We start from the raw sequence: 23,868 nt of genomic DNA, 5'->3' as shown, positions 1-23,868 counted from the left end.
TGGAGGCCTTCCTTCTTGACGAGGTTCTTGAGCTGGACGAACTCGGGGCCCATCTGGACCTTGGCCTTGATCCATTCCGGCTTACGCTCCACCGGTGTGGCCGCATTGCGCTGCTCAATGCGCAGCATCTTCCGGCCTTCTGGTGCCAGTGTCACAGTAGAGCTCCTTCTGGGGTTGCAACTAGGGCTTCTTCATTGTTGCGCAGTTCTTCGATGATCCGCGACACGAGGTCCGCCGGGGTGACGTCCCTGCCGGTTTCCTGGGCGATCGTGGTGACTCCGGCGTCGGTGATGCCACAGGCGATGATCTGGCCGTAGGGCGCGAGATCGTTGTTGCAGTTGATTGCGAAGCCGTGCATGGTGACGCCCTCGGAGACGCGGATGCCGATGGCTGCGATTTTGCGGTCCGGGCCCTTCGCGTCCTGCTCGATCCAGACACCGGCGCGGCCCTTGATGCGAACGGCCTCGATGCCGTAGTCCGCCAGGACTGCAATGATCACCGCTTCCAAGCGCTCCACGTAGTCGCGGATGCCGGCCTTGTTCTTCAGCTTGATGATCGGGTAGCCCACCAGCTGGCCCGGGCCATGCCAAGTAAGCTTGCCGCCGCGGTCCACCGCCACAACGGGAGTCCCGTCAAAGGGCCGTTCATGGTCTTCGGTGCGCTTGCCGGCGGTATAAACGGCCGAGTGTTCGAGCAGCAGTACGGTGCTGGGAGCGGTGCCGGCGAGGACTTCTTCGTGCAGTTCGCGCTGGATCTCCCAGCCGCGTGTGTAATCGATGAAGTCCGGGGCGAGACCCAGCTGGTTGAACTCAAGAGTCATGGCATCAAGCTTAGACCCCGCCCGGCGTCGTTCCCGATTGTGTGCTTAAGCTCTCATGCCTGTGGATAACTTCTGCGGCATTCCGCCGGATCGGCTATTCCTTGGGTATGGAAGATTCCGCAATGGCCGGAAGTCCGGCCCCCATAGTGAGAGGCTACGACGTCGGCCGTTGCCTGGGCGTCGGCGGCAGCGCCACGGTCTGGCTCGTGACCGAACAGTTCACCCGCCGCGACTTCGCCCTCAAATGCTTTGACACCGGCTCCGGCACCGCGGCGGAGGACGCGGAAACGGAAGCGGCGATCCGGCGTGAAGTCCGTATCCTGTCCGCACTGGAGCATGACCACCTGGTCCGCGCCCACGCAGTGGTTCGCCTGCGGCGGCCTCCTGAGGCGGGCGAGGGCGGCCTCGGGCTGGCGCTCGACTACGCTCCCGGCGGCTCGCTGGCGGCGCTCGTCGCGGGCCGGGGACGCCTGGGGCCCGGCGAGACGGTGACAGTCCTGACGCCGATCGCTCAGGCCCTGGCGTACCTTCACGGCCAAGGGTTCACCCATGGCGATGTGGCCCCCGGCAACGTGCTGTTCACCGCCTCCGGCAAACCCCTGCTCGCCGATCTGGGGGTCGCACGAATGGTGGCCGACGCCACCTCGACCGTGGAAGCCGGCACCGATGGATTCCGTGATCCGGCCCCGGCGGACGCGGTGCGGGCCGGCCTACAGCCGGAACGGGACGTTTACTCGCTCGCGGCCCTGGGCTGGTACTGCCTGACCGGACGGGCTCCAGAGCCCGGTGCGCAGCGGCCGCCCCTCCGCCTCCTCGTCCCTGAGGTTCCGGCCGCGTTGGTGGCAGCCCTCGAGGCCGGACTGAACGAGGACCGGAGGCAGCGTCCGTCGGCCGCAGACCTGGCCGCCGCGGTCTACCGCAGCAGCACGGCAGAGCCCGTGGACCTCTCTATCACCGTCCATCCGACGGTCATTCCACAATTGCTCACCCGCCGGGATGTGCAGCCCGGGCCGCGCAGGCGCCGGCCGGTGAAGCTCCGGCGGCACGGGCGCGGGTTGGCACCCGCCGGGGGCTTCCTGCGCAGGAAGCAGCCGGGTTCAGCACAGGAACAGTCATGGCGGTCCCGTTCTGGAACGCCCGGTCCGTGGCGGCGCCCGGGCACCACCGGGGCGGCCGGAGCCCACCGAGGCTTCCGAAGGACCCCCGCACGATGGGCCGTTTCGCTCAGTCTCACGGCTCTGGTTCTGCTGGCCGGCACGTGGCTGCTGGCCGGCGGTGCGCCGGCACGCGACGCCGTCGCCGGATTTTTTTCCGCGCTCGGGGCCGACGACGGTGCGGGCCCCGGCTCGCCGGTGCCGGCGGAACCTACCGGCGCTGCAGGGACGGCGGCTGAGCCGTCGCCCGGCCCGGCAGACGAGACGCCGACGGCCGGCGGCGGGGAAAGCGCTGTACGCCCGGATCTGGAGGCACTGCTGGCCTCGACGGACCCCGCAGAGGCCGTCCGCGGTCTCGCCCGGCTCCGCTCGCTCGCGTTCACCTCCGGGGACTTCGGCCTGCTCGACGCCGTCAATGCTCCGGCGTCGGCCGCCGCTGTTGCCGACGAGAGGATCAGGACGCAGCTCAGCGGGGCCGGCCATGTCCTGGCCGGATTCTCGACCGCCTTGACCAGGGTCGAAACCGCCGCGGACAGCAGCCCCGGCCGGGCCGTGGTGGCAATCACGACGGAGTCCTCCGGGTACAAGGAGCTTGACGGCGGCGGGAACGTGGTGGGAGAGGTCCCGGCCGCTGCCGCACAGCAGCTTGAGTTTGTCCTGGTGCCGGTCGACGGACGCTGGCGGATTGCCGAGATCCTCCCCGGGGATCCTGACGCCGGCTAACCGGAGGAGGCCTGCTGCCTCCGGTTAGCTCCGTCCGATGAGACGCGTCCGGCCAGCAGGGTTGAGGTCAGTCCCGGCCGGCCACCCACGCCGTGGCCTTGGCGAGTGAGGGGTGCTGCCATTCGAAGCCGTTCCCGGCCAGGACAGCCGGTTCCAGCCGCTGGCTCGCCAGCAGCAATTCCTCGGCCAGCTGGCCCATCACCAGCCGCAGCACCGGGGCGGGAACCCGCAGCACCGCAGGGCGGTGCAGCGCCTCCGCCAGTTGCGAGATCAGGGAGTTCACATCGGCGGTTTCGGGGGCGCTGACGTTCACCGGCCCGGACACCGGGGATGTGAGCAGGAAGGACAGGGCGCCCGCCACGTCCGGCAAGGTCACCCACGGCCAGTACTGCTTGCCGTTGCCGAGTGGGCCACCGACGCCGAGGCGCAGCAGCGGCATGAGCCGGCCCAGCGCGCCCCCGGAGCGGCTGAGGACGACGCCGGTTCGGGGCGTGACCACGCGGATGCCCGGGGGAGCCTCATGTGCCGCGGCCTCCCAGTCGACGCAGATCCGCGCGAGCGTGCCCGTGCCGGCAGGCGCGGTCTCACGCAGCACCACGGACCCTGCGTTGCCGTAGTAGCCGGATGCCGACTGGCTGAGGAAGACTGCCGGAGGCGTGTCCTGCCGGGCCATCGCCGTCGTCAAAGTTTGCGTCGCGCCCAACCGGGAGCTACGAAGCTCCTCAATCCGTGCCCGCGTCCAGGGCCGGTCGCCTATACCGGCGCCGGAGAGGTTGACCACCGCGTCCGCGCCCTTCAACGCGGTGTCATCGACCCGGCCGGCGGCCGGATCCCACTGGAACTCGGCCGGCGAGGCGGGGGGACGCCTGACCAGGGCGACGACGTCATGCCCTCCGCTGCGCAGTGCGTTGGAAAGGGCGGTTCCGATCAGCCCGGAGGCTCCGGCAACAAGGATTCGCATGATCCATCTCACCACGCCCGGCACGGCGGCGAAACCTTCCGGGCCGTACGGGCCGTTGTAGCTATGATCGAACGATGACCCCCTCGAGTTACTTCCGTTTCCCGCATCTCCACGGCGATCTGGTCACCTTCGTGGCCGAGGACGACGTCTGGATTGCACCCGTGGGCGGGGGCCGTGCCTGGCGCGTCTCCTCCCTGCAATTGCCGGCCCGCAACCCCCGTTTCAGCCCCGACGGCAAGCGCCTGGTGTGGACTGTCGTCCAGGGGACTGCCCCGGAAGTCGTCATTGCCGACGTCGACGGCGGCGGCTACCGCCAGCTGAGTTACTTCGGCCACAGCTCCACCCGGGTCAAGGGCTTCACGCCCGACGGCGACGTCCTGGTCACCAGCGCGTTCCGCCAGTCCGACAGCCGCCACACCCATGCCTACAGCCTCCCCGTCGCAGGCGGCTGGGCGGATGAACTTCCCTTCGGCCCGGTGGAATCGGTGGCTTTCGGCCCCGTCGTCGGCGACGAACGTCCCGTGGTGCTTGCCAGCGTGTTGTCGCGTGAGCCGGCATGGTGGAAGCGTTACCGTGGCGGCGCCGCGGGCAAGCTGTGGATCGACGCCGACGGAAACGGCGAATTCGAGCGGCTCGCCGCCGGGCTGGACGGCAATCTCACAGACCCCCTGTGGGTCAAGGGCCGAATCGCCTTCCTGTCCGACCACGAGGGCTACGGAAACCTCTATTCAGTACTGCCCAACGGCAGCGACCTGCGGCGCCATACGGACCACGAGGACTTCTACGTGCGCCACGCCTCCACCGACGGCGAACGCGTCATTTTCGAATCTGCCGGGGAACTCTGGCTGCTGCCGAGCCTGGACGCGGAGGCGGTCAAACTCGACATTTCGCTGGGCTCCGCCTCGCAAGCCCGCCGTCCCGCCCCGCTGAAGCCCTCACGGCACCTCGGCGACGTCATTCCGGACCGCACCGGCGCGTCCAGCGCCGTCGAATCCCACGGAACCCTCCACTGGCTGCGGCACAAGGACGGCCCCTCCCGCGTCCTTGAGGCCACCCCGGGCGTCCGGGCACGGCTTCCCCGGCCCTTCGGCGAGGGCCGGATCGCCTATGTCGCCGACCACGACGGCGTCGAGGCCCTGTACCTCAAGTCAATTGCGGCGCCCCTGTCCGGCGGACTCGCTGGGGCCCCGAAGGCGCCGCAGCCTCTTCAGTCAGTCCAGTCTGAAGAATCCGGGGCCGGCATCCCGCTGCCGAAGCCGGTGTCCGCGGCCGCGCTGACGGGCACGGGAACCACGCCAGCGGTGGCAGGCGGCTCTGTGTCCAGCCCCGCCGCGGCCGCCGCGACTCACGCATCCAGCACCGGCACATCTGGCACCGCCGGGACCGAGACGCCGACATCCGGCGGTCTCACGCGGATCGACTTCCCCAGGCCCAGCCGGGCCAGCGCCATCGAAGCCAGCCCCGACGGGCGCTGGCTCGCGGTAGGCACCGCCTTCGGTGACATCTACCTTGCCGATACGCGCACGCGCACCATGTCCCTGCTCAGCAGCATCGGGGAGGGCAGCATCGAAGGATTCACCTGGTCCCCGGACTCCGCCTGGCTCGGCTGGTCCGAGCCGGTCACGTCCTTCGGTTCCCGCAGCCGGCTCCGGATCGCCAGGACCGACGGCGGCACGCAGACTGCGATCATTGACGTCACCGACGGCCGGTTCCGCGACGAATCGCCGTCGTTCACCCCGGACGGCAAATACCTCGCCTTCCTTTCCAACCGCAGCTTCGATCCGGTCTACGACGGACACTCCTTCGATCTGTCCTTCCCGAGCCCGATCAAGCCCTACCTTGTGGCCCTCGCCGCGGACACCCCGTCCCCGTTCGGCCCGAGCGTCGACCTGCAGATCGATGCAGACACGGACGCAGACGCGGACGGTGCCGCGGTGACCGGTGCCGGACCCGCGGCGTCGCCCGCAGCGAAGCAGGTGCCGGCCGTGCGGGTCGACGCCGAAGGCCTGGCCCACCGCGTCATCGGTGTCCCCGTGCCGCAAGGCAACTACTCCACACTGACCGCCGCTTCCGGCGCCCTGCTCTGGCTGGACAATGAACTCTCCGGCACCACAGGTGAAGGCCGGGCCAGCCTTGAGGACAAGGGCGCCGCACCCAGTCTGGTCCGCTACGACCTCGCCAAGCGACGCACCTCCACCATCGTGGAGGCGCTGGACAGCTACCGGATCTCCGGCGACGGGGAAAAGATCGTGTTCATCCAGGACAAACAGATCCGGGTCACTCCCGCGGGCGCCAAGGCCGACGAGGAATCCGGCCAGCTCGTCAAGGTGGACCTCGGGCGCATCCGCGTGCAGATGGACCCGCTCAGCGTGTGGGGCCAGGCCTTCGACGAGGCATGGCGGCTCCAGCGCGACTTCTTCTGGACCGAAGACATGGCTGGCCAGGATTGGGAATCCATCCACGCCCGCTACCGTCCCGTGGTGGAGCGTCTCGGCTCGCACGATGACCTCGTGGACCTGTTGTGGGAGCTGCACGGCGAACTGGGCACGTCCCACGCCTATGTCCGCCCGATGGCTGTCGCCGAGAACGGCAGCAGCCCCCAGGGCCGGCTCGGTGCGGACCTTGAGTTCACCGGCGAGGGCTGGGAAATCACCCGCATCCTGGCGGGGGAGTCCTCGGATCCGCTCGCTACTTCTCCGCTGACCCGGCCCGGCGCCGACGTCAAGCCCGGCGACGTCCTGCTGGCGATCGACGGCGTCGTACTTACCGAATCGCTGACCCCGGCCATGCAGCTCGTCGGCGCGGCCGGCCGCGCCGTCGAACTCACCCTGCGCAACGGTGCCGGCCACGGCGAAGCCGCGGGCGGCCAGCGCCGCGTGGCCGTGGTCCCGGTCAAGGACGAGGAACGCCTGCGGTACCAGGAATGGGTCGCCGGCAACCGGCGGACCGTCCGCGAAGCCTCCAACGGAACGTTCGGCTACCTCCACATCCCGGACATGATGGCCAATGGCTGGGCCCAGCTGCATCGCGACCTCGACACCGAAACCGCCCTCGACGGGCTGATCGTCGATGTCCGCCGCAACCGCGGCGGCCACACCTCCCAGCTCGTGGCCGAACTCATCGGACGCAAGGTCACCGGCTGGAGCATGCCGCGCGGGGAGAAACCGCGGACCTACCCGCACCACGCACCGCGCGGACCGGTCATCATCCTGACGGACGAGTTCGCCGGATCCGACGGCGACATCATCACCCAGGTCTCCAAGCTGCGGGGGATCGGACCCGTCATTGGCACCCGCACGTGGGGCGGCGTCGTCGGAATCGACAACCGCTTCGCGCTGGCCGACGGTACGGGCGTGACCCAGCCGCGCTACGCCACCTGGTTCGCCGGCGGCGTCGGCTGGGGCGTGGAGAACTTCGGCGTCACCCCGGACATCGAAGTGACCTTCCCGCCGCACGCCTACGCCGCCGGCACTGACCCGCAGCTGGAATACGGCATCGGGGCGTTGAAGGAAATGATCCAGGAACTGCCCACGGACCGTCCCCCGCTGCGCGAGGGCTACCGCCGTGTCCGGCCCGCCCCGTTGCCTGCACGCCGGCAGGGCAGCCAGGCCTAGGCAGCCCCGCGGGTCCGCGCTTCCGCGGGGAACCTGCCGCGAAACCCCTCGCGAAAAGACCCAAAGCAAAGGCCCCCGCTGCCCTGGAAAATCCAGGGTGGCGGGGGCCTTCGCTTTGCTGCGTGAAGAACTAGGAGGCCAGGGTCGCATCCAGGGTGATCTTGATGCCGGTGAGGGCGGCCGAGACGGGGCAGCCCACCTTGGCTTCCTCAGCGATGCGCTGGAATTCGTCCTCCGTGATCCCCGGGATCCGCGCGCTCACGGTCAGGTGGCTGTCCGTGATGCCGGTGCCGGGCACGAAGGTGACATCCGCCTTGGTGTTGACTTGCTCGGGCGTGTGGCCGGCCTGGGCGACAGCGAGGCTGAATGCCATGGAGAAGCAGGCCGAGTGGGCCGCGGCGATGAGCTCTTCGGGGCTGGTCTTGCCCTCGGATGCCTCGGCGCGCGCCTTCCAGGTGACATCGAAGTTACCCAGTCCGGAGCTGTCCAGCGTCGTGTTGCCGGCGCCCGTCATCAGGTCGCCATTCCATACAGTGTGCGCGGTGCGTGTTGCTGCCATGTCCACTCCTCAAGATCGTTGTCATCCCACAGATCCGGCGATCCGCCGGATCATCCGTGTCCATCCTAGGGATTCGGCGCCGCCTGCGCACGGGGGTTCCGCTGTCAGTGGATTATGACCGGCTCTGGCGGGGACTGCTTAACGACGGCGGCGCCACACCCCTGTCTAGGGGTGCGGCGCCGTCGCTGTCGTTGACGTCGGGGACTGCTAGTTCCAGAGCGTGGCGACGGCAATGTTGATCAGTGCCATGCCTCCGACGGCGTGCGCCAGACCCTTGGGGACCTCAGCCCCGGAAGCAGCCTTCCGGTACCCGATGATGGCGGCCACCAGCACAACGATGGCGATCACCAATTTGACGGTGATCTTGAAGTAGTTGACCGGTTCGTGGGTGGCCCCCAGGATCCCTACGAGCGCCAGCCCCGTGACCAGCTGGGCAATAGCGCCGTACAGCTGCACCGGCAGGACGGTGGGCTTCTTGAAGGTGGCGAACCAGCCGCCGACGATCGCGGCGGCGCCCAAGACGTGCAGGAAGATCAGAATGTATTTAAGAGTGTCCATGGCACCAGCTTAGCGACAATCTGTCGGCAAACGACGGAGGGCACCTTCCGTCATGGAAGGTGCCCCCGGTTCACCGTGTTTCAGGCGGGCTGTTGCTCGTCAGAGGCCCAGGTCCGCTTCGAACGCGCCTTCTTCGAGGCGTGCCTTCAGCGTCTGCAGGAAGCGTCCTGCATCCGCGCCGTCCACCAGGCGGTGGTCGTACGTCAGGGAGAGGTACATCATGGAGCGGATGGCCAGCGAGTCATCGCCGTTCTCGTCCGAGACCACCACGGCGCGCTTGACGATAGCGCCGGTGCCCAGGATGGCGACCTGCGGCTGGTTGATGATCGGCGTGTCGAAGAGGGCGCCCACGGAACCGATGTTGGTGATGCTGAAGGTTCCGCCGGAGAGCTCGTCCGGGCCGATCTTGCCGTTGCGGGTGCGGTCCGCGACGTCGGCGATCTTGCCGGCCAGGCCGGCGAGGTTCAGGTTGCCGGCGTCGGCGATAACCGGAACCAGCAGGCCCTTGTCGGTGTCCACCGCAATCGCCAGGTGTTCGGCGTTGTGGTAGGTGATCTCCTGCTTGTCCTCGTCGTAGGAGGCGTTGATCTTCGGGTGCTGCTTCAGGGCCTCGGCGACAGCCTTGGCGATGAAGGGCAGGAAGGTCAGCTTGGAGCCGTTCTGGGCCTGGAAGGAGTTCTTGGCCTTGGCGCGCAGCTTGGCCACCTTGGTCATGTCAACCTCGTGGACCTGCGTCAGCTGGGTCGAGATGTCCAGGGACTCGCGCATGCGGCGGGCGATGACCTGGCGGATGCGCGGTGCCTTCTGCACGGTGCCGCGCAGCGAGGACACTGCGGCGGCCGGAGCGGCAGACGGGGCTGCGGCAGCAGCTCCCGCTGCAGCGGTGGCTGCCGGTGCGGCCTTCGCCTCGGCGGCGGCCAGCACATCCTGCTTGCGGATGCGGCCGCCGACGCCGGTGCCGGTCAGGGACGCGATGTCGACGCCTTGCTGGTTGGCCAGCTTGCGGACGAGGGGAGTGACATAGCCGGACTCTGCCGGCGCGGCAGCTTCTGTCTTAGCCGGAGCGGCGGGCGCCGCGGCCGGTGCGGGGGCGGCTGCCGGAGCCGCCGGTGCGGGAGCCGGAGCTGCTGCGGGAGCGGCTGCCGGAGCCGGGGCTGCTGCCGGAGCCGGGGCGGCTGCGGGAGCCGGTGCGGCGGGGGCTGCTGCGCCGGAACCGATGACGGCCAGGACGGAGCCGACCTCGGCGGTTTCGTCCTCGTTGACGCGGATTTCCAGGAGGGTTCCGGCGACGGGGGACGGAATTTCGGTGTCAACCTTGTCGGTGGAAACCTCGAGCAGCGGCTCGTCGACCTCCACGGTGTCGCCGACGCTCTTCAGCCAGCGGGTGACTGTGCCTTCGGTGACGCTCTCGCCCAGGGCCGGAAGCGTGACGTCGTGTCCTTCACCGGCGGGAGCAGAAGCCGGGGCAGCGGCGGCAGCGGCAGGCGCCTCGGCCTCGGGGGCCGGAGCCTCCGCGGCCGACGGGGATGCTGCGGGGGCCTCTTCGGCGGGGGCTGCGGCCGGAGCTTCTGCGGCGGCCGGGGCGGCGTCGCCGGAGCCGATGCGGACCAGCGGGGCGCCGACTTCTGCGGTCTCGTCTTCGGCGACGAGGATTTCCTCGATCACGCCGGCAATCGGAGAGGGGATTTCGGTGTCTACTTTGTCGGTGGAAACCTCGAGCAGCGGCTCGTCCACCTCTACCCGGTCACCGACCTGCTTGAGCCAGCGGGTGACGGTTCCTTCGGTGACGCTCTCACCGAGGGCGGGCAAGTTAACGGATTCAGACATGTCGTCCCCGTTCTCCTTATTGATCTTTAGTGCGGATGATTGCTGCCTTGTTCGAGCTTAGTGCACCCGGCATTTTGGGCCGGGCGCACTAAGCACGGAGTTCTTGCGGTGGTGCGGGCGGAGATGCCTAGCCGTGGAGGGGTTTGCCCGCCAGGGCCAGGTGCGCCTCGCCCAGGGATTCGTTCTGGGTCGGGTGGGCGTGGACCAGCTGGGCCACGTCCTCGGGGTAGGCTTCCCAGTTCACGATCAGCTGGGCCTCGCCGATCTGCTCGCCCATGCGGGAGCCGATCATGTGGACGCCGACGACGGGGCCGTCCTTCTGGCGGACCAGCTTCACGATGCCGCTAGTGCCCAGGATGGAGCTCTTGCCGTTGCCGGCGAGGTTGTATTCCTGGGTTTCGACCTGGTCGTCACCGAACTTGGCCTTGGCGGCTGCCTCGGTGTAGCCGACCGTCGCGATTTCGGGCTCGGCGTAGGTGACCTTGGGGATGTTGACGTCTTCGACGACCACCGGCTTCAGGCCGGCGATTTCTTCGGCGACGAAGATGCCCTGCTGGTAGCCGCGGTGGGCCAGCTGGACGCCCGGGACGATGTCGCCGACGGCGTAGATGTTGCCGACACCGGTGTGCAGGCGCTCGTTGGTGATGACGAAGCCGCGGTCGATGGTGACGCCGGCCTCTTCGTAGCCGAGGTTGGCCGTGACGGGGCCGCGGCCCACGGCCACGAGCAGGAGATCGGCCTCGAAGGTCTTGCCGTCGACGAGGGTGACCTTGACGCCGTCGGCGTTCTGCTCCACGCCCTGGAAGAACACGCCGGTGGAGAACTTGATGCCGCGCTTCTTGAAGGCGCGCTCAAAGTTCTTGACGATGGCGGCGTCCTCGTTCGGGACGAGGGAGGGCAGGCCTTCGACGATGGTGACGTCGACGCCGAAGGACTTCCAGACGGAAGCGAACTCGACGCCGATCACGCCGCCGCCCAGGATGATCGCGCTCTGGGGGATGTAATCCATGGTGAGGGCTTCGTCGGACGTGATGACCTTGCCGCCGATTTCCAGGCCCGGCAGGGTGCGGGAGTAGGAGCCGGTGGCGAGGACGATGTTCTTGCCCTTGTAGGCGGTGCCGTTCACGACGATGGTGTCGGCGCCCTGGAGCTTGCCCTCACCCTCGATGACGGTGATGCCCTTCTTGGACTTGATCAGTCCCTGCAGGCCCTTGAACTTGCCGGCAATGATGCCGTCCTTGTAGGCGTTGACGGCCGTGATGTCGATGCTGTCGAGGGTCACGTTCACGCCGTACTTTGAGGAGTCACGGGCGTGGTCTGCCAGCTCCGCGGAGTGCAGGAGCGCCTTGGTCGGGATGCAGCCGTTGTGCAGGCAGGTGCCGCCGAGTTTGGCCTTTTCGATGAGGCCGACGGTGAGGCCAAGCTGGACGGCACGCAGAGCGGTGGCGTAGCCGCCGCTGCCGCCGCCGAGTACCAGGATGTCGAATTCTTGCGCAGTTGCCTGATCGGCCACTAAAACGCTCCCTCGCGTGAACGATGACGCGAGAGTACGCATCATCTGGTCTTGAAACTTGCCTGCCGTGATTATGCCAGCAGGCCCGTTCCCTTTCATTTGTGACTACTTCTTGGGGTCTATCGTCGTTCACCTTAGCGAACCACTTATACATGCTCCACCTTGTCGCGGTGTTTGTGGAGCGCTTGTGTCCAGTGTCACGCGGCTTTGTGGCCGAGGCATCAGGGCCCCGGCCACAGAGCGGCGTGGGTGCGGACCGCCGTGGTGTCAGGCGGTGCTGTTGGACGGTGCTGTTAGGCGGAAGCCCTCAGCAGGTCTTCGACGTACGCCACAAGAGTGCGGACGGTGCAGCCGGTGCCCTGCTTGTGGTTGTAGCCGTAGGGGCTGCCGTTATTGAACGACGGTCCGGCGATGTCGATGTGGGCCCAGGGGATCTGTTCGCCGTCCTTGCCCTTGCCGACGAATTCGCGCAGGAACACGGCCGCGGTCATCATGCCGCCGTGGCGTTCGCCGATGTTGGCGATGTCCGCGACCTGCGAGTCGAGGCTGGGGCGCAGTTCTTCGGGCAGGGGCATGGGCCAGACGAGCTCGCCCGCACGGTCCGCGGCGGCTTTGATGGCGCCGGTGACGGAGTCGGAGCCCATGACGCCGGCGGTGCGGTCTCCCAGGGCGACCAGCTGCGCGCCGGTAAGGGTGGCGACGTCAATGATCGCGTCCGGGAACTCCTGGCTCGCTGCAACGATGCCGTCGGCCATGACCAGGCGGCCCTCGGCGTCGGTGTTCAGGACCTCCACGGTCTTGCCGCCGAATATCGTGAGGACGTCGGCGGGACGCTGGGCAGCGCCTGAGGGCATGTTCTCCGCAATGCACAGCCAGGCGGTCGCCTTGACCGGCAGGCCGAGGCCTGCGATGGCCAGCACGGTGTTAAGGACGACGGCGGCGCCGGCCATGTCGCTCTTCATGTCACCCATGCCGAGGGCAGGCTTGATGGAGATGCCGCCGGTGTCAAAGGTGATGCCCTTGCCCACGAGGGCGATCTTGGCCGTGGCCTTGGCCGGGGCGTACTCCACCTTCACCAGGCGCGGCTGGCGGGTGGAGCCCTTGCCCACGCCGAGGATGCCGCCGAAGCCCTCCTTCTCGAGGCGCTTCTCGTCCCAGACGGTCACCTTGACGGGCAAGCCCTTGGACAGCTCCTTGGCGGCGTCGGCGAAGGACTCGGGGTAGAGGTGGCTCGGCGGCTGGTTGACCAGGGTGCGGGTCGCGTTCACGGCCGTGCCGATCAGGGACGCCCGGTCCAGGTGCGGCTGCAGTGCCTTGTCCGCGGCGAAGTCGGTCAGGATGGCGACGTTCTTCACCGGGTCCTTGAGCCCGTTCTGGGAGGACCGGAACTCCGTGTAGGAGTAGGCGCCCATTGCGGCGCCCTCGGCGACGGCGGCGACCTCGGCGAGGGTCGTCGTCGGAAGTGCCAGGGTGACGGTGGTGACGCCGGCCAGCTGGCGGACCGCCGAGCCGGCGGCGCGGCGCAGCGCCTCCTCGCTGAGCGGCTGCTTCGCTGAACCCTTGTTCGCGGGCAGCTTGCCGACGCCGGCGAGCAGCAGAATGGTGGCCCCCGCCTCGGGCAGGCCGGGCAGGCGGTGGGCCTGGTCGGCCGCGCCGGTGATGCCAAGAACGCTCAGTGATTCCGCCAGGGCCTCGGCGGCCTTGGCCGTCAGCGGATTGTCGAGCAATACCGGGCCGTCCGGACCCTGCCCGACGCCGATGACGAGGGCATCGCTGGGGGACTTCTTTAGGTCCCCTGCGACTGCACTAAGTTTGACTTCACTATTCTTGACCACGAGGACAGTCCTCAATTCTCTGTGATGTTTCTCGGTGATTTTCGGCAGGAACTGCATGTTCGGCGCCCTGCCGCGGATCCCGGGCCGCCGTCGTTCTGGGACGCAACCCGGTGTCTGCAAGCAAGCCCTAGGGCCAGTTCCGATCGTAGTCTCTCCCGAGTCCGGACTTTCAATCGAATGAGAGCTGGAGCACACCCGGGGCAGGAATTAGCCCGGACGCCGCGGCGTTGTACTGTTAGCGGCGCTGCCGTGCGGTTGAGTGCCCTGTGGACTGGCCGTCGGGTTCTGCATGATTCCGCGGGCTCTGCCTGATCGTCCGGAACCTGCGTGGCTGTCCGGACGACGGACCGCGACCCGCAACTCCTGCCGCCGCCATCGTGAAAGGAACACGCCGTGATTGAACGGATTTCCGGCTCTCTGCTGGACCCCCAGTCGCTCTATATCCGTGATGACGCGCTGTTCTCCAGCCCCGAACTGCACGGACTCAACCTCGTCATGGGGTTCACCGGCTTCGCTGACGCCGGCCACGTGGTCCGGCAGATCACCGCCGAGCTGTTGGACACGCTCGATTCCGAGATGATCGCCCAGTTCGACGCCGACCAGCTGATCGACTACCGGTCCCGGCGTCCGCAAGTTAGCTTCGTCGAGGACCACCTGCAGGATTACCAGGCCCCGAGCCTGGCGCTCTACCGCCTGGTCGACGGGCTGGGCAGCCCCTTCCTGTTCCTTGCCGGGTTCGAGCCGGACCTGCAATGGGAGCGCTTCGCACGCGCCGTCGTCGGCATCGTCGAGGAACTCGACGTCAACCTCGTCGCCTGGATCCATTCGATCCCGATGCCCGTGCCCCACACCCGGCCGGTCGGTGTGACCGTGCACGGCAACCGGCCGGAACTGATCGAGGGAATCTCCGTGTGGAAGCCCACCGTGGAGGTTCCTGCCGCCGTGGGCCACATCCTGGAGCTGCGTCTGACGGAGGCCGGCCGGAACATCGCCGGCTATGTCATCCATGTGCCGCATTACCTGGCCGAAGCCGAATACCCCACGGCCGCCGTTGCCGGACTCGAGTACCTGGGCGCGGCCACCTCCCTCATGCTGCCGACGGACCGTCTGCGCGAGGCCGGACGCGAGGTGGGCCGGCAGATCGCCGAGCAGATTGAGGCGTCCGAAGAGGTCCAGCAGGTGGTCTCCCGGCTGGAGTCCCGGTATGACGAAAAGGCCGAGGGGACTGTCCGGCGGTCGCTGTTGGCCGACGAGAACGACCAAATCCCCAACGCCGATGCCCTGGGGGCCGCCGTCGAGGCGTATCTGGCCCGTAAAGAACCCGGTGAATAAATACTATTTATCAATAAGCCGGGCATAATAGGGGAGTGACCTCCCCCCGCGCCTGGCTGATTTGGATCATCGGGATCTTTGCGTATCTCGTGGCGGTCAGCCAGCGCACCTCGTTCGGGGTCGTCGGCCTGGAGGCCACGGAACGCTTCCATGCCAGCGCGGCCGAAATTTCCTTCTTCACTGTGCTGCAGCTCCTGGTCTACGCCGCGCTGCAGATTCCGGTGGGCATCCTCGTGGACCGGTACGGCTCCCGCGCCATGCTGGCAGGCGGCGGCATCCTGATGGGGCTCGGCCAGCTGCAGCTCGCGTTTGCCGACAACATCCCCGGCGGTGTTCTGGGACGTGTCCTGGTGGGTGCCGGCGATGCCATGACGTTCATCTCCGTCATCCGGCTTATTCCGATCTGGTTTGCGCCGGGGCGGGTGCCGCTGCTAACGCAGCTGACGGGCATGTCCGGACAGCTGGGCCAGCTGTTCAGCGTGGTGCCGTTCGCCATGATCCTGCACTCCGCAGGGTGGACGCCTGCCTTCCTGACGCTCGCGGGGATGTCCGGCATCGCCGTCGTGCTGGTCCTGCTGTTGCTTCAGGACCTCCCGCCCGGGCACCCCGCGCCGCCGCCGTCCCAGGGCCTGCGCGCCACCGGAATTTCGCTGGGGCACGCCTGGCGGCAGCCCGGGACCCGGCTGGGGTTGTGGAGCCACTTCACCGTCCAGTTCAGCGGCACGGTGTTTGCCATGACGTGGGGCTACCCCTTCCTGATTTCCGCCCAGGGGCTGGACCGGGGAACCGTCTCCGGCCTCATGTCCCTCTACGTGGCCGCCGCCATTGCCGCCGGCCCCCTCATGGGCAGGTTCGTTGCCCGTCATCCGCTGCGCCGTTCCACGATGGTGCTCCTGATTTCCGGCTGCACCGCCGCCGCCTGGGCGGCCGTCCTGCTGCTGCCGGGACGATCTCCGCTCTGGCTCCTGGCTGTCCTTGTGGTGACGCTGGCCGTCGGCGGGCCCGGTTCGATGATCGGCTTCGACTTCGCCCGGACCTTCAACCCGGCGCACCGGCTCGGGACCGCCACCGGAATTGTCAACGTGGGCGGCTTCATCGCCGCCCTGGTGTCCATCTACCTCATTGGGCTGGTCCTCGACGTCCTTTACGCCAGCGGCTTCTCCCGGGGCGAGCTCTACGGCCTGGATCCCTTCCGCGTCGCCCTCAGCGTCCAGTTCCTCCTGCTGGCCGGGGGAGCCTGCGCCATCATCGTTACCCGGCGGAAGGTCCGGCGCCAGATGGCGGCCCAAGGGGTCACGGTTCCGCCGCTGCTGAAATCCCTCGCCAAGCAGCGCAAGCTCGTCGCGGAGCGCCGCCGCACGCCCTGAGTAGCGGTTTGGTGTGTTGGCTGCCCGGAGCAACGCCCTGAGGTTATCCACATAGCGCAGGACGGGACTCCCGCAGCGATCCGGCCGTCGCGAAGCTTGGCTTATGACAGCTCCCGATCATTTGAGAATTTCCGGCCCTGAAGACATCCTTGGCTTCATCCCTCACTCCCTGGGCTACTGGCCCGAGAACAGCCTCGTGGCCATGACCATGGAAGGCAAACGGCTCGGAGCGACCTTGCGGGTCGACCTCCCCGCGCTCGGCGGTGGCGACGTCGGCGGCCGCAGCGGCGGAGGAGGGGGTAGTCCCGCGGCCCCGGGACGCGCAGGCGCCGGGTCCAGACGGCGTTCCGGCTCAGGCCGGAGCGACGCGCTGGCCGGCTTTGCGCGAAATGTCGTGTCCTACTTGCAGGCGGACGACGCCGCCGATGGTTCGCTGCTGGCCTTCTTCACTGATACGGATACCAACAGCGACGACGGCCGCCCTGGGTTGGCGGTCCTGCTCAAAGAACTCGAACTTGCCCTGGAGGCGGCCGGAATGCCCGTGAGGGACGCGTGGGTTATTGGCGCGGAGTTCTGGCGCAACGCCTACTGCAGCGATCCGGACTGCTGTATGCCGCCCGGCCGGCCGATCGAGCAGATCACGAACAGCAAACTCAATGCCGAGATGGTTTTCCGCGGCAGCAGTGTAGGTGAGGCTCCGGGAGCGCAGAACACCAAGCCGGTGCCGCGGCCCGTGGACCCTGCGGTCCGTGCGGCCGAGTCCGGCTGGGCTGCGCAATTCTCCTCGCGACGGCGGGACCGGGCCCAATTCGCCCAGGTGCTTGATGTCTGGACGATGGTGATGCAGGCGGCCGGCCAGTCGCCCGACCTGACCGCGGAACTGACCGGCTACCTACGGGCCAGCCTTTGCATCCCGTCTTGGCGGGACGCAGTGCTCGTGATGGCGGCGGCCGGGCGGCCGGCGGCCGAACGCGGCGCTGAAGACTTCGGCATGTTCGACCCGGAAGCCGGATCAGCCTTCCGGCCCGGAACCAACTCTTCTCCACGGCCAGGACCAACGCCCAGTCCCATTCCAGGACCGACGCCTTCCGACGGCCAGCCGGCCGGTGGCGCCGACGCTGGCACAGTCCCGGATGCCGGCCCGGGCCCCGACACGCTTCCCGGCTACGGGGAGGTCCTGCTCGGGCTGGCCCCTTCGGTCCCTGACTGGGCTCTGATGGTCGGGCTTGAGCGGGTCCTGCAACTGCTGGGAAGTCTCGGCGGCGGTGAGTCGACTGCAGCCGCCGTGACGGCAAGGGGCTGGATTGAATGGTGCCGCGGACGGGGTTCCTACGCCGACGCCCTGTATCGGCAGGCACTGCAGGACCATCCGGGATACAGATTGGCGGAACTGCTGGCAGAACTTGGCCGGCGCGGCACCCTTTGCGGCTGGGCGGCCAGACGGGAGGCAGCGTGGCAGAAGTTTGCGCCAGACGCGGCGTGAGGAGTCGCCGCAATATTGTGGACCCGCCGCCCCGAAAGGCACCTGGGGAGAAAACCGTGAGACAATAGTTGCCGAGACCCGGTTGGGTCCGTGTATCAAGTGCCCGTAATGAACCTTGGAAACAGGGAACATTCCGGCCGCCCCAGCAGTTCTACTTAGTGGCTCTGCTGGTCGTGGTTGCATCTGATGTTGAACACGGACTTGACAGGGTCATAGTGGTGTTGCCCGTATGGCGATCCGCAGACCGCAGCTAGAAAGGTTTTCAGTGACCCCGTCTTCCGCGAAGAAGGAACCCGCCGACCAGGCCGAAATGTCCCCCGACGAGAAGAAGGCGGCGACCAACGCCAAGCGCGCCGCCACGCGTGCAGCCAACAAGGCTGTCAAAGACGCCGCTTCCGCCGAGGGCGGCGACACCGTAACCGGAGTCGCCAAGCCTGAGCCCAAGAAGCGCGGGCCCAAGCCCGGCGCCAAAGCCGCGGCAGAGGCCGCCGGCAAATCAGCCAGTGAGCACGGCGACGACGATGACGTCGACGTCGAAGAGGACCTCGACGACATCACGCCCGATGCTGCCGAACTCGGCGACGAGGTAGAAGGCGAAGAGGCTCCCGGCAAGGCCGCAGCGGCCACCGGCTCCGGCTTCGTCTACTCCGATGCCGATGACGACGATGCCCCGGTGCAGCAGGTCATGTCCGCCGGCGCCACCGCCGACCCCGTCAAGGACTACCTGAAGCAGATCGGCAAGGTCGCCCTGCTGAACGCTGAGCAGGAAGTGGACCTGGCCCTGCGGATCGAGGCCGGCCTCTTCGCCGAGGAGAAGATCGCCGCCGACGACGGCACGATGGATCCGAAGCTCAAGCGTGAGCTTGAATTCGTCATCCACGACGGCAAGCGTGCCAAGAACCACCTGCTGGAAGCCAACCTCCGCCTCGTGGTCTCGCTGGCCAAGCGCTACACCGGCCGCGGCATGCTGTTCCTGGACCTGATCCAGGAAGGCAACCTGGGCCTGATCCGTGCGGTCGAGAAGTTCGACTACACGAAGGGCTTCAAGTTCTCCACCTACGCCACGTGGTGGATCCGCCAGGCGATCACCCGCGCCATGGCCGACCAGGCCCGTACCATCCGCATCCCGGTGCACATGGTGGAAGTCATCAACAAGCTGGCCCGCGTCCAGCGCCAGATGCTGCAGGACCTTGGCCGCGAACCCACGCCCGAGGAGCTGGCCCTTGAGCTGGACATGACTCCGGAAAAGGTCGTTGAGGTCCAGAAGTACGGGCGCGAGCCCATCTCCCTGCACACTCCGCTTGGCGAGGACGGCGACTCCGAATTCGGTGACCTCATCGAGGACTCCGAAGCCGTGGTTCCCGCGGATGCCGTGAGCTTCACCCTGCTGCAGGAACAGCTGCACTCGGTGCTGGACACGTTGTCAGAGCGCGAAGCCGGTGTGGTCGCCATGCGCTTCGGCCTCACCGACGGACAGCCGAAGACTTTAGACGAAATCGGCAAGGTCTACGGTGTGACGCGCGAGCGCATCCGCCAGATCGAATCCAAGACCATGTCCAAGCTGCGGCACCCGTCGCGCTCACAGGTCCTGCGCGACTACCTGGACTAACCGCCGCGCACCAGCCGTAGGCTGGGAGCAGTCCACACCAACGCGGGGTCACATCCCGCCCGCCTCCTGGCGGGCCGGATGTGACCCCGCGTTGGTGTTTTGCCTGAGTGGTTTTGCAGGATCAGGCGTCCCTCCGCACTAACCCGCGTTAACGAACAAGGACCCCTCCGAATCGGAGAGGTCCTTGTTCACTAGTTGTTCAGTAGTCCCAGAGTTCAGTAATCTCAGGTCGCTGAAGACCCGGCCAGGCGCCGAGCCGGAAACCGGGGATCTAGTCGACCGGAACCGGGGCCTTCTGGTGAAGGCGGTCTGTCTCGTCGTGCCAGTCTGAGCTGAGCGGCTTGAGTGTCGGCTCTACGGCGCGTGCGTGGTGGCCGCAGAAAAGAAGCTCACCGCCGGAGGCTCCGAGAACAACCCGGACATATGCCTGTGCTCCGCAACGATCGCACCGGTCTGCGGCGGTCAGTGTGCGGTCCGCAACTGCTGTTGTCATGTTCGGCCTCCTTAGTAGATCGGTATATCTATATAACCAGTATTCGTGGCCAAACCATCGCCGGGATGGCCCACTTTCGCTGTCCGCGTATCACGTCTCAGTAACGGGGAAGCCCCGCAGGGCCCTTCCGGGGAGTGGCAGACCGGCGAGGACCCTGACTCCGACTAACCTAGGAAGAGCGCTAAACACTGTGACAGCCGGCCTGCGCACGCTGCAGGGGCCGTCCCCGTCTTGTAAGGAGTTCACGACCCGTGGCACCCAGTTCTGATTACACCGCCCGGCACCTTTCCGTGCTGGAGGGCCTTGAGGCCGTCCGCAAGCGCCCGGGCATGTACATCGGCTCCACGGATTCCCGCGGACTCATGCACTGCCTCTGGGAGATCATCGACAACTCCGTCGACGAGGCCCTCGCCGGCTTCGGCCACGACATCAAGATCATCCTGCACGCGGACAACTCGGTGGAGATCCACGACGACGGCCGCGGCATCCCCGTGGACGTCGAACCGAAAACCGGGCTGACCGGCGTCGAAGTGGTTTTCACCAAACTGCACGCCGGCGGAAAGTTTGGGGGCGGCTCTTACACGGCTTCGGGCGGCCTGCACGGCGTGGGCGCCTCCGTCGTCAACGCCCTGTCGGCACGCCTCGACGTCGAGGTGGACCGTGGCGGCAAGATCTACAAGATGTCCTTCCGCCGCGGCGAGCCGGGCCGCTTCAAGGACCCGGGCACCAAGCCGGATCCGGCCTCGGTCTTCGAACCGTTCGTTGACGGCTCCGTGCTCGACGTCGTCGGCAAGGCCAAGCGCGGAATGACGGGAACGCGGATCCGTTACTGGGCCGACCGGCAGATCTTCACGCCGGACGCCAAATTCTCCTACGAGGACCTCGCCGCGCGTGCCCGCCAGACCTCGTTCCTGGTCCCCGGGCTGAAGCTCACGGTCCGGGACGAACGCAGGCTTGCCGGCACCCCGGGCGAAGCGGGCCCGCATGAGGAAGTCTTCCACCACGACGGCGGCATCGCCGAGTTTGTCGACTTCCTCGCCGCTGACCCGGCCATCACCGACATCTGGCGCCTGCACGGCGCCGGCAAATTCAAGGAAACAGTGCCCGTCCTCGACGAGCGGGGGCACAGCCAGCTCGCGGAGGTGGAGCGCGACTGCGAAGTCGACGTCGCCCTGCGCTGGGGGATCGGGTACGACAGCACGGTCCGCACCTTCGTCAACATCATCTCCACGCCGAAGGGCGGCACCCACCAGTCTGGCTTCGAGCAGGCACTGCTGAAGACCTTCCGCAAGGCGATCGAGACCAATGCCCGCAAACTCAAAGCAGGCAACGACAAGATCGAAAAGGACGACATCTTCGCCGGCCTGACGGCAGTCCTGACCGTCCGGCTGGCCGAGCCGCAGTTCGAGGGCCAGACCAAGGAAATCCTGGGCACGTCGGCCGTGCGGGCCATCGTGGCCAAGGTGGTGGAGCAGGAGATCACCGCACGGCTGACCTCCTCAAACCGCAACGACAAAGCCCAGTCGGCGCTGCTGCTGGAAAAGGTCGTCAGCGAGATGAAGTCCCGCATCTCGGCGCGCGTCCACAAGGAAACCCAGCGCCGCAAGAATGCACTGGAAACCTCCTCCATGCCGACCAAGCTTGCCGACTGCCGCACGGACGACGTCGCGCGGTCCGAACTGTTCATCGTCGAGGGTGACTCCGCACTCGGCACTGCCAAACTGGCAAGGTCCTCAGATTTCCAGGCCCTCCTGCCGATCCGCGGCAAGATCCTCAACGTCCAGAAGGCGTCCGTCGGGGACATGCTCTCCAACGCCGAGTGCGCGGCCCTGATCCAGGTGGTGGGCGCAGGCTCGGGCCGGACGTTCGACATCAGTGCGGCCCGGTACGGCAAGGTGATCCTCATGACCGACGCCGACGTCGACGGCGCCCACATCCGGACGCTGCTGCTGACGCTCTTCTTCCGCTACATGCGGCCCATGATCGATGAGGGCCGCGTCTTTGCCGCCGTCCCGCCGCTGCACCGGGTGGAGGTCATCAACGCCGGCCAGAAGGCCAACGAGATGATCTACACCTACTCCGAGGCCGAACTCCACGTCCTGCTGGCGAGGCTCGCCAAGGAGGGCAAGCGCTACAAGGAGCCGATCCAGCGCTACAAGGGCCTGGGCGAGATGGACGCCGAGCAGCTGGCAGAAACCACCATGGATCCGCGCCACCGGACGCTCCGCAAGGTCGGAATCGACAACGCCAAGCAGGCCGAAGAAGTCTTCGACCTCCTCATGGGCTCCGACGTGGCACCGCGCAAGGACTTCATCATTGCCGGCGCCGCAAGCCTGGACCGGGAGCGCATCGACGCCTGACCGGACCCGGGACACTAAAACCCCGTTCGTCGTCGATCATCACGTCAGCCATGGCGATCGTGAACGCCTCCGACGTCCGCGGAGGCGGCTCCGAACCATGTCGGCAGGTGGTGGAGCAGGTCTTTTTGGTCATCGCCGATCCATGCGACGTGGCCGTCTGGCCGGAGCAGGACCGCGGGCGCGTCCAGTTCCCCGCTGACGTCCACGACGTGGTCGATCCGATCCTGCCATCCCGCCACGGAGAGTTCGCCGGTCTGGTCCAGCAGGAGCCCGCGGCCTTCGCGGGTGAGCTCGTAGAGGCGGCCACGCGACAGAGGGATGTCGCGCAGTCGCCTGCCGAGAAGCTCAGGTCCTTCGCCGAAGTCGTAGCGGACCCCGATCGCGGTGACCTTCTCCGCCAGGAAACGGCGGACGTCCTCAAAGTCCATCAGCGCAGTCAGCAGCCGGCGCACGGCCTGCGGGCCCGGCTCGGGGGAGAGCAGTTCGCTCTGGGCGCGGGTGATGGTGAGCACGTCCTCGGCGACCGGGTGACGCTCGGCGTAATAGGTGTCCAGCAGCCCGCCCGGTGCCCACCCGTTGACCTCGGCGGCGAGCTTCCAGCCGAGGTTGAAGGCGTCCTGGATGCCGAGGTTCAAACCCTGCCCTCCCAGCGGCGGGTGGACGTGCGCCGCGTCGCCGGCGAGAAGTACCCGGTCCACTCGGTATCGTTCGGCAAGCCGGGTGGCGTCGCTGAAACGGGATAGCGAGCGTGGTGAGTGGACGCCGAAGTCGGTGCCCGCGTACGCCCGCAGCTGCGTCCGGAACTCCGCCAGGGTCGGCGGGACCGAGCGATCCTCGGCCACGGTCGCCGCGGGTACGACGGCGCGGTACAGGCCCTTTCCGGCGGGGCCGATGCCGAACCCCTTGTGGGTCTTGCGCACCTCGTCCGCCACTTCGGCCAGCTCGTCCGGCGGCGCGGTCACCTCGACCTCGCCGAGGAGCCACTCCGTGTTGGCGGGCTCGCCGGGGAAGCCAATGCCGAGCAGCCTGCGCACCAGGCTGCGTCCCCCGTCGCAGCCGACCATCCAGCGGGAGCGCAGCCGTGTGCCGTCGGCGAGCCCGACGCTCACCCCGTCCCCGTCCTGCTCTACACCCGTCACCTCGGAGCCGCGGCGGATCTGCGCGCCGAGCTCGACGGCGCGCTCGGCCAGCAGGCGATCGGTGACCGGCTGGGGGATGCCGAGGACGTAGCCGTGTGCGGTGTCCAAATTCGCCGGCCGGGGTTTATCGATCGCGGCGAAGCGGCCTACGCCGCCGGGATACTGCTGCCCGTGTGCGAGGAAACGGCACAGCAGCCCGCGTTGGTCCATGATCTCAATGCTGCGCGGGTGCAGGCCAAGCGAGCGGACAGTCTCGCTCGGCTCCGCGTCCTTCTCCAGCACGAGCACGTCCACGTCGTGCAGCCGCAACTCGCTGGCCAGCATCATCCCCGTCGGCCCGCCGCCGCTAATGATCACGTCGAACATGTGAAACCCCAATCCAAGAAATCACCTTCCGGCCTGCGGCCCCGAATCGCGGAATCGCCCGGAGCAGTCCCCATTTCCTCGGGTATTTTGGCCGCGACTCACTATTCTGGCCGTTGGCAGGGGCCTTGCGGCAAGCCCCCTGACGAGCTATAACC

The 23,868-nt window shown here is 67.5% G+C and carries 16 protein-coding genes and 1 pseudogene; 7 read left to right on the top strand and 10 right to left on the bottom strand.

The genetic code is table 11. The features are described from left to right. Positions 1-155 (bottom strand): annotated as a pseudogene (locus C9424_RS17835) (lipoyl synthase); the annotation flags it as partial. After that, on the bottom strand, positions 152-820 hold the full coding sequence (gene lipB / locus C9424_RS17830) for a lipoyl(octanoyl) transferase LipB (RefSeq protein WP_116768214.1): 669 nt from the start codon (positions 818-820) through the stop codon (positions 152-154). The gene lipB and the pseudogene C9424_RS17835, both read right to left, overlap by 4 nt. A 107-nt stretch (positions 821-927) precedes the next feature. Here lipB and C9424_RS17825 point away from each other — a divergent pair, with 107 nt between their 5' ends. Further along, positions 928-2,697, top strand: coding sequence for a serine/threonine protein kinase (locus C9424_RS17825; protein WP_237563537.1), 1,770 nt, complete (start codon positions 928-930; stop codon positions 2,695-2,697). Positions 2,698-2,764: 67 nt separating this feature from the next. Here the strand turns inward: C9424_RS17825 and C9424_RS17820 are convergent, their stop codons facing one another. Further along, positions 2,765-3,658: a TIGR01777 family oxidoreductase gene (locus C9424_RS17820; RefSeq protein ID WP_116768212.1), complete on the bottom strand. Its 894-nt coding sequence runs from the start codon at positions 3,656-3,658 to the stop codon at positions 2,765-2,767. Positions 3,659-3,732: 74 nt separating this feature from the next. On the opposite strand from C9424_RS17820, the gene C9424_RS17815 reads away from it, so the two are divergent. Further along, a complete protein-coding gene (locus C9424_RS17815) occupies positions 3,733-7,272 on the top strand; it encodes a S41 family peptidase (protein ID WP_116768211.1) in 3,540 nt (1,179 codons plus the stop codon). Positions 7,273-7,402: 130 nt separating this feature from the next. On the opposite strand, the gene C9424_RS17810 is transcribed toward C9424_RS17815, so the two are convergent. From C9424_RS17810 to C9424_RS17790, 5 genes are all read right to left on the bottom strand, one after another. After that, entirely contained in the window at positions 7,403-7,831 is a 429-nt protein-coding gene (locus C9424_RS17810) for an OsmC family protein (RefSeq protein WP_116768210.1), read from the bottom strand. A 207-nt stretch (positions 7,832-8,038) separates the two neighbouring features. After that, a complete protein-coding gene (locus C9424_RS17805) occupies positions 8,039-8,389 on the bottom strand; it encodes a hypothetical protein (RefSeq protein WP_116768209.1) in 351 nt (116 codons plus the stop codon). 99 nt (positions 8,390-8,488) lie between these two features. Further along, entirely contained in the window at positions 8,489-10,216 is a 1,728-nt protein-coding gene (gene sucB, locus C9424_RS17800) for a 2-oxoglutarate dehydrogenase, E2 component, dihydrolipoamide succinyltransferase (protein ID WP_116768208.1), read from the bottom strand. Positions 10,217-10,343: 127 nt separating this feature from the next. Then, positions 10,344-11,729 (bottom strand): dihydrolipoyl dehydrogenase, encoded by a 1,386-nt coding sequence (gene lpdA / locus C9424_RS17795; protein WP_116768207.1) that lies wholly within the window; start codon positions 11,727-11,729, stop codon positions 10,344-10,346. Positions 11,730-12,022: 293 nt separating this feature from the next. Beyond that, positions 12,023-13,564, bottom strand: a complete 1,542-nt coding sequence (locus tag C9424_RS17790; RefSeq protein WP_116768206.1) for a leucyl aminopeptidase — start codon at positions 13,562-13,564, stop codon at positions 12,023-12,025. A gap of 393 nt (positions 13,565-13,957) precedes the next feature. Between C9424_RS17790 and C9424_RS17785 the strand changes: the two genes are divergently transcribed. The 4 genes from C9424_RS17785 to C9424_RS17770 all read left to right on the top strand — a co-directional run bounded on the left by C9424_RS17785 (position 13,958) and on the right by C9424_RS17770 (position 19,355). Then, positions 13,958-14,896, top strand: a complete 939-nt coding sequence (locus tag C9424_RS17785) for a proteasome assembly chaperone family protein (RefSeq protein WP_116768205.1) — start codon at positions 13,958-13,960, stop codon at positions 14,894-14,896. A gap of 35 nt (positions 14,897-14,931) precedes the next feature. Then, positions 14,932-16,263 carry an MFS transporter gene (locus C9424_RS17780; protein ID WP_116768204.1) on the top strand — a complete coding sequence of 444 codons (1,332 nt, stop codon included), beginning with the start codon at positions 14,932-14,934 and terminating at the stop codon, positions 16,261-16,263. A gap of 103 nt (positions 16,264-16,366) precedes the next feature. Further along, a complete protein-coding gene (locus C9424_RS17775; protein ID WP_116768203.1) occupies positions 16,367-17,746 on the top strand; it encodes a DUF4192 family protein in 1,380 nt (459 codons plus the stop codon). Positions 17,747-18,011: 265 nt separating this feature from the next. Further along, positions 18,012-19,355, top strand: a complete 1,344-nt coding sequence (locus C9424_RS17770) for an RNA polymerase sigma factor (protein WP_116768202.1) — start codon at positions 18,012-18,014, stop codon at positions 19,353-19,355. A gap of 271 nt (positions 19,356-19,626) precedes the next feature. Here C9424_RS17770 and C9424_RS17765 read toward each other — a convergent pair whose 3' ends face one another. Continuing rightward, positions 19,627-19,848 (bottom strand): DUF7455 domain-containing protein, encoded by a 222-nt coding sequence (locus tag C9424_RS17765; protein WP_026266251.1) that lies wholly within the window; start codon positions 19,846-19,848, stop codon positions 19,627-19,629. Between the two features lie 251 nt (positions 19,849-20,099). Here C9424_RS17765 and C9424_RS17760 point away from each other — a divergent pair, with 251 nt between their 5' ends. Next, positions 20,100-22,208, top strand: coding sequence for a DNA gyrase/topoisomerase IV subunit B (locus tag C9424_RS17760; RefSeq protein WP_116768201.1), 2,109 nt, complete (start codon positions 20,100-20,102; stop codon positions 22,206-22,208). Positions 22,209-22,252: 44 nt separating this feature from the next. Here C9424_RS17760 and rox read toward each other — a convergent pair whose 3' ends face one another. Next, positions 22,253-23,713, bottom strand: a complete 1,461-nt coding sequence (gene rox / locus C9424_RS17755; RefSeq protein ID WP_116768200.1) for a rifampin monooxygenase — start codon at positions 23,711-23,713, stop codon at positions 22,253-22,255. Between the last annotated feature and the right edge of the window lie 155 nt (positions 23,714-23,868).

Source organism: Arthrobacter sp. H-02-3, assembly GCF_003097355.1.
GTDB classification, from domain to species: Bacteria; Actinomycetota; Actinomycetes; order Actinomycetales; family Micrococcaceae; genus Arthrobacter; species Arthrobacter humicola.
The sequence above is the reverse complement of the archived record's forward strand: the minus strand, read 5'-3'. Positions and strand labels throughout refer to the sequence as shown.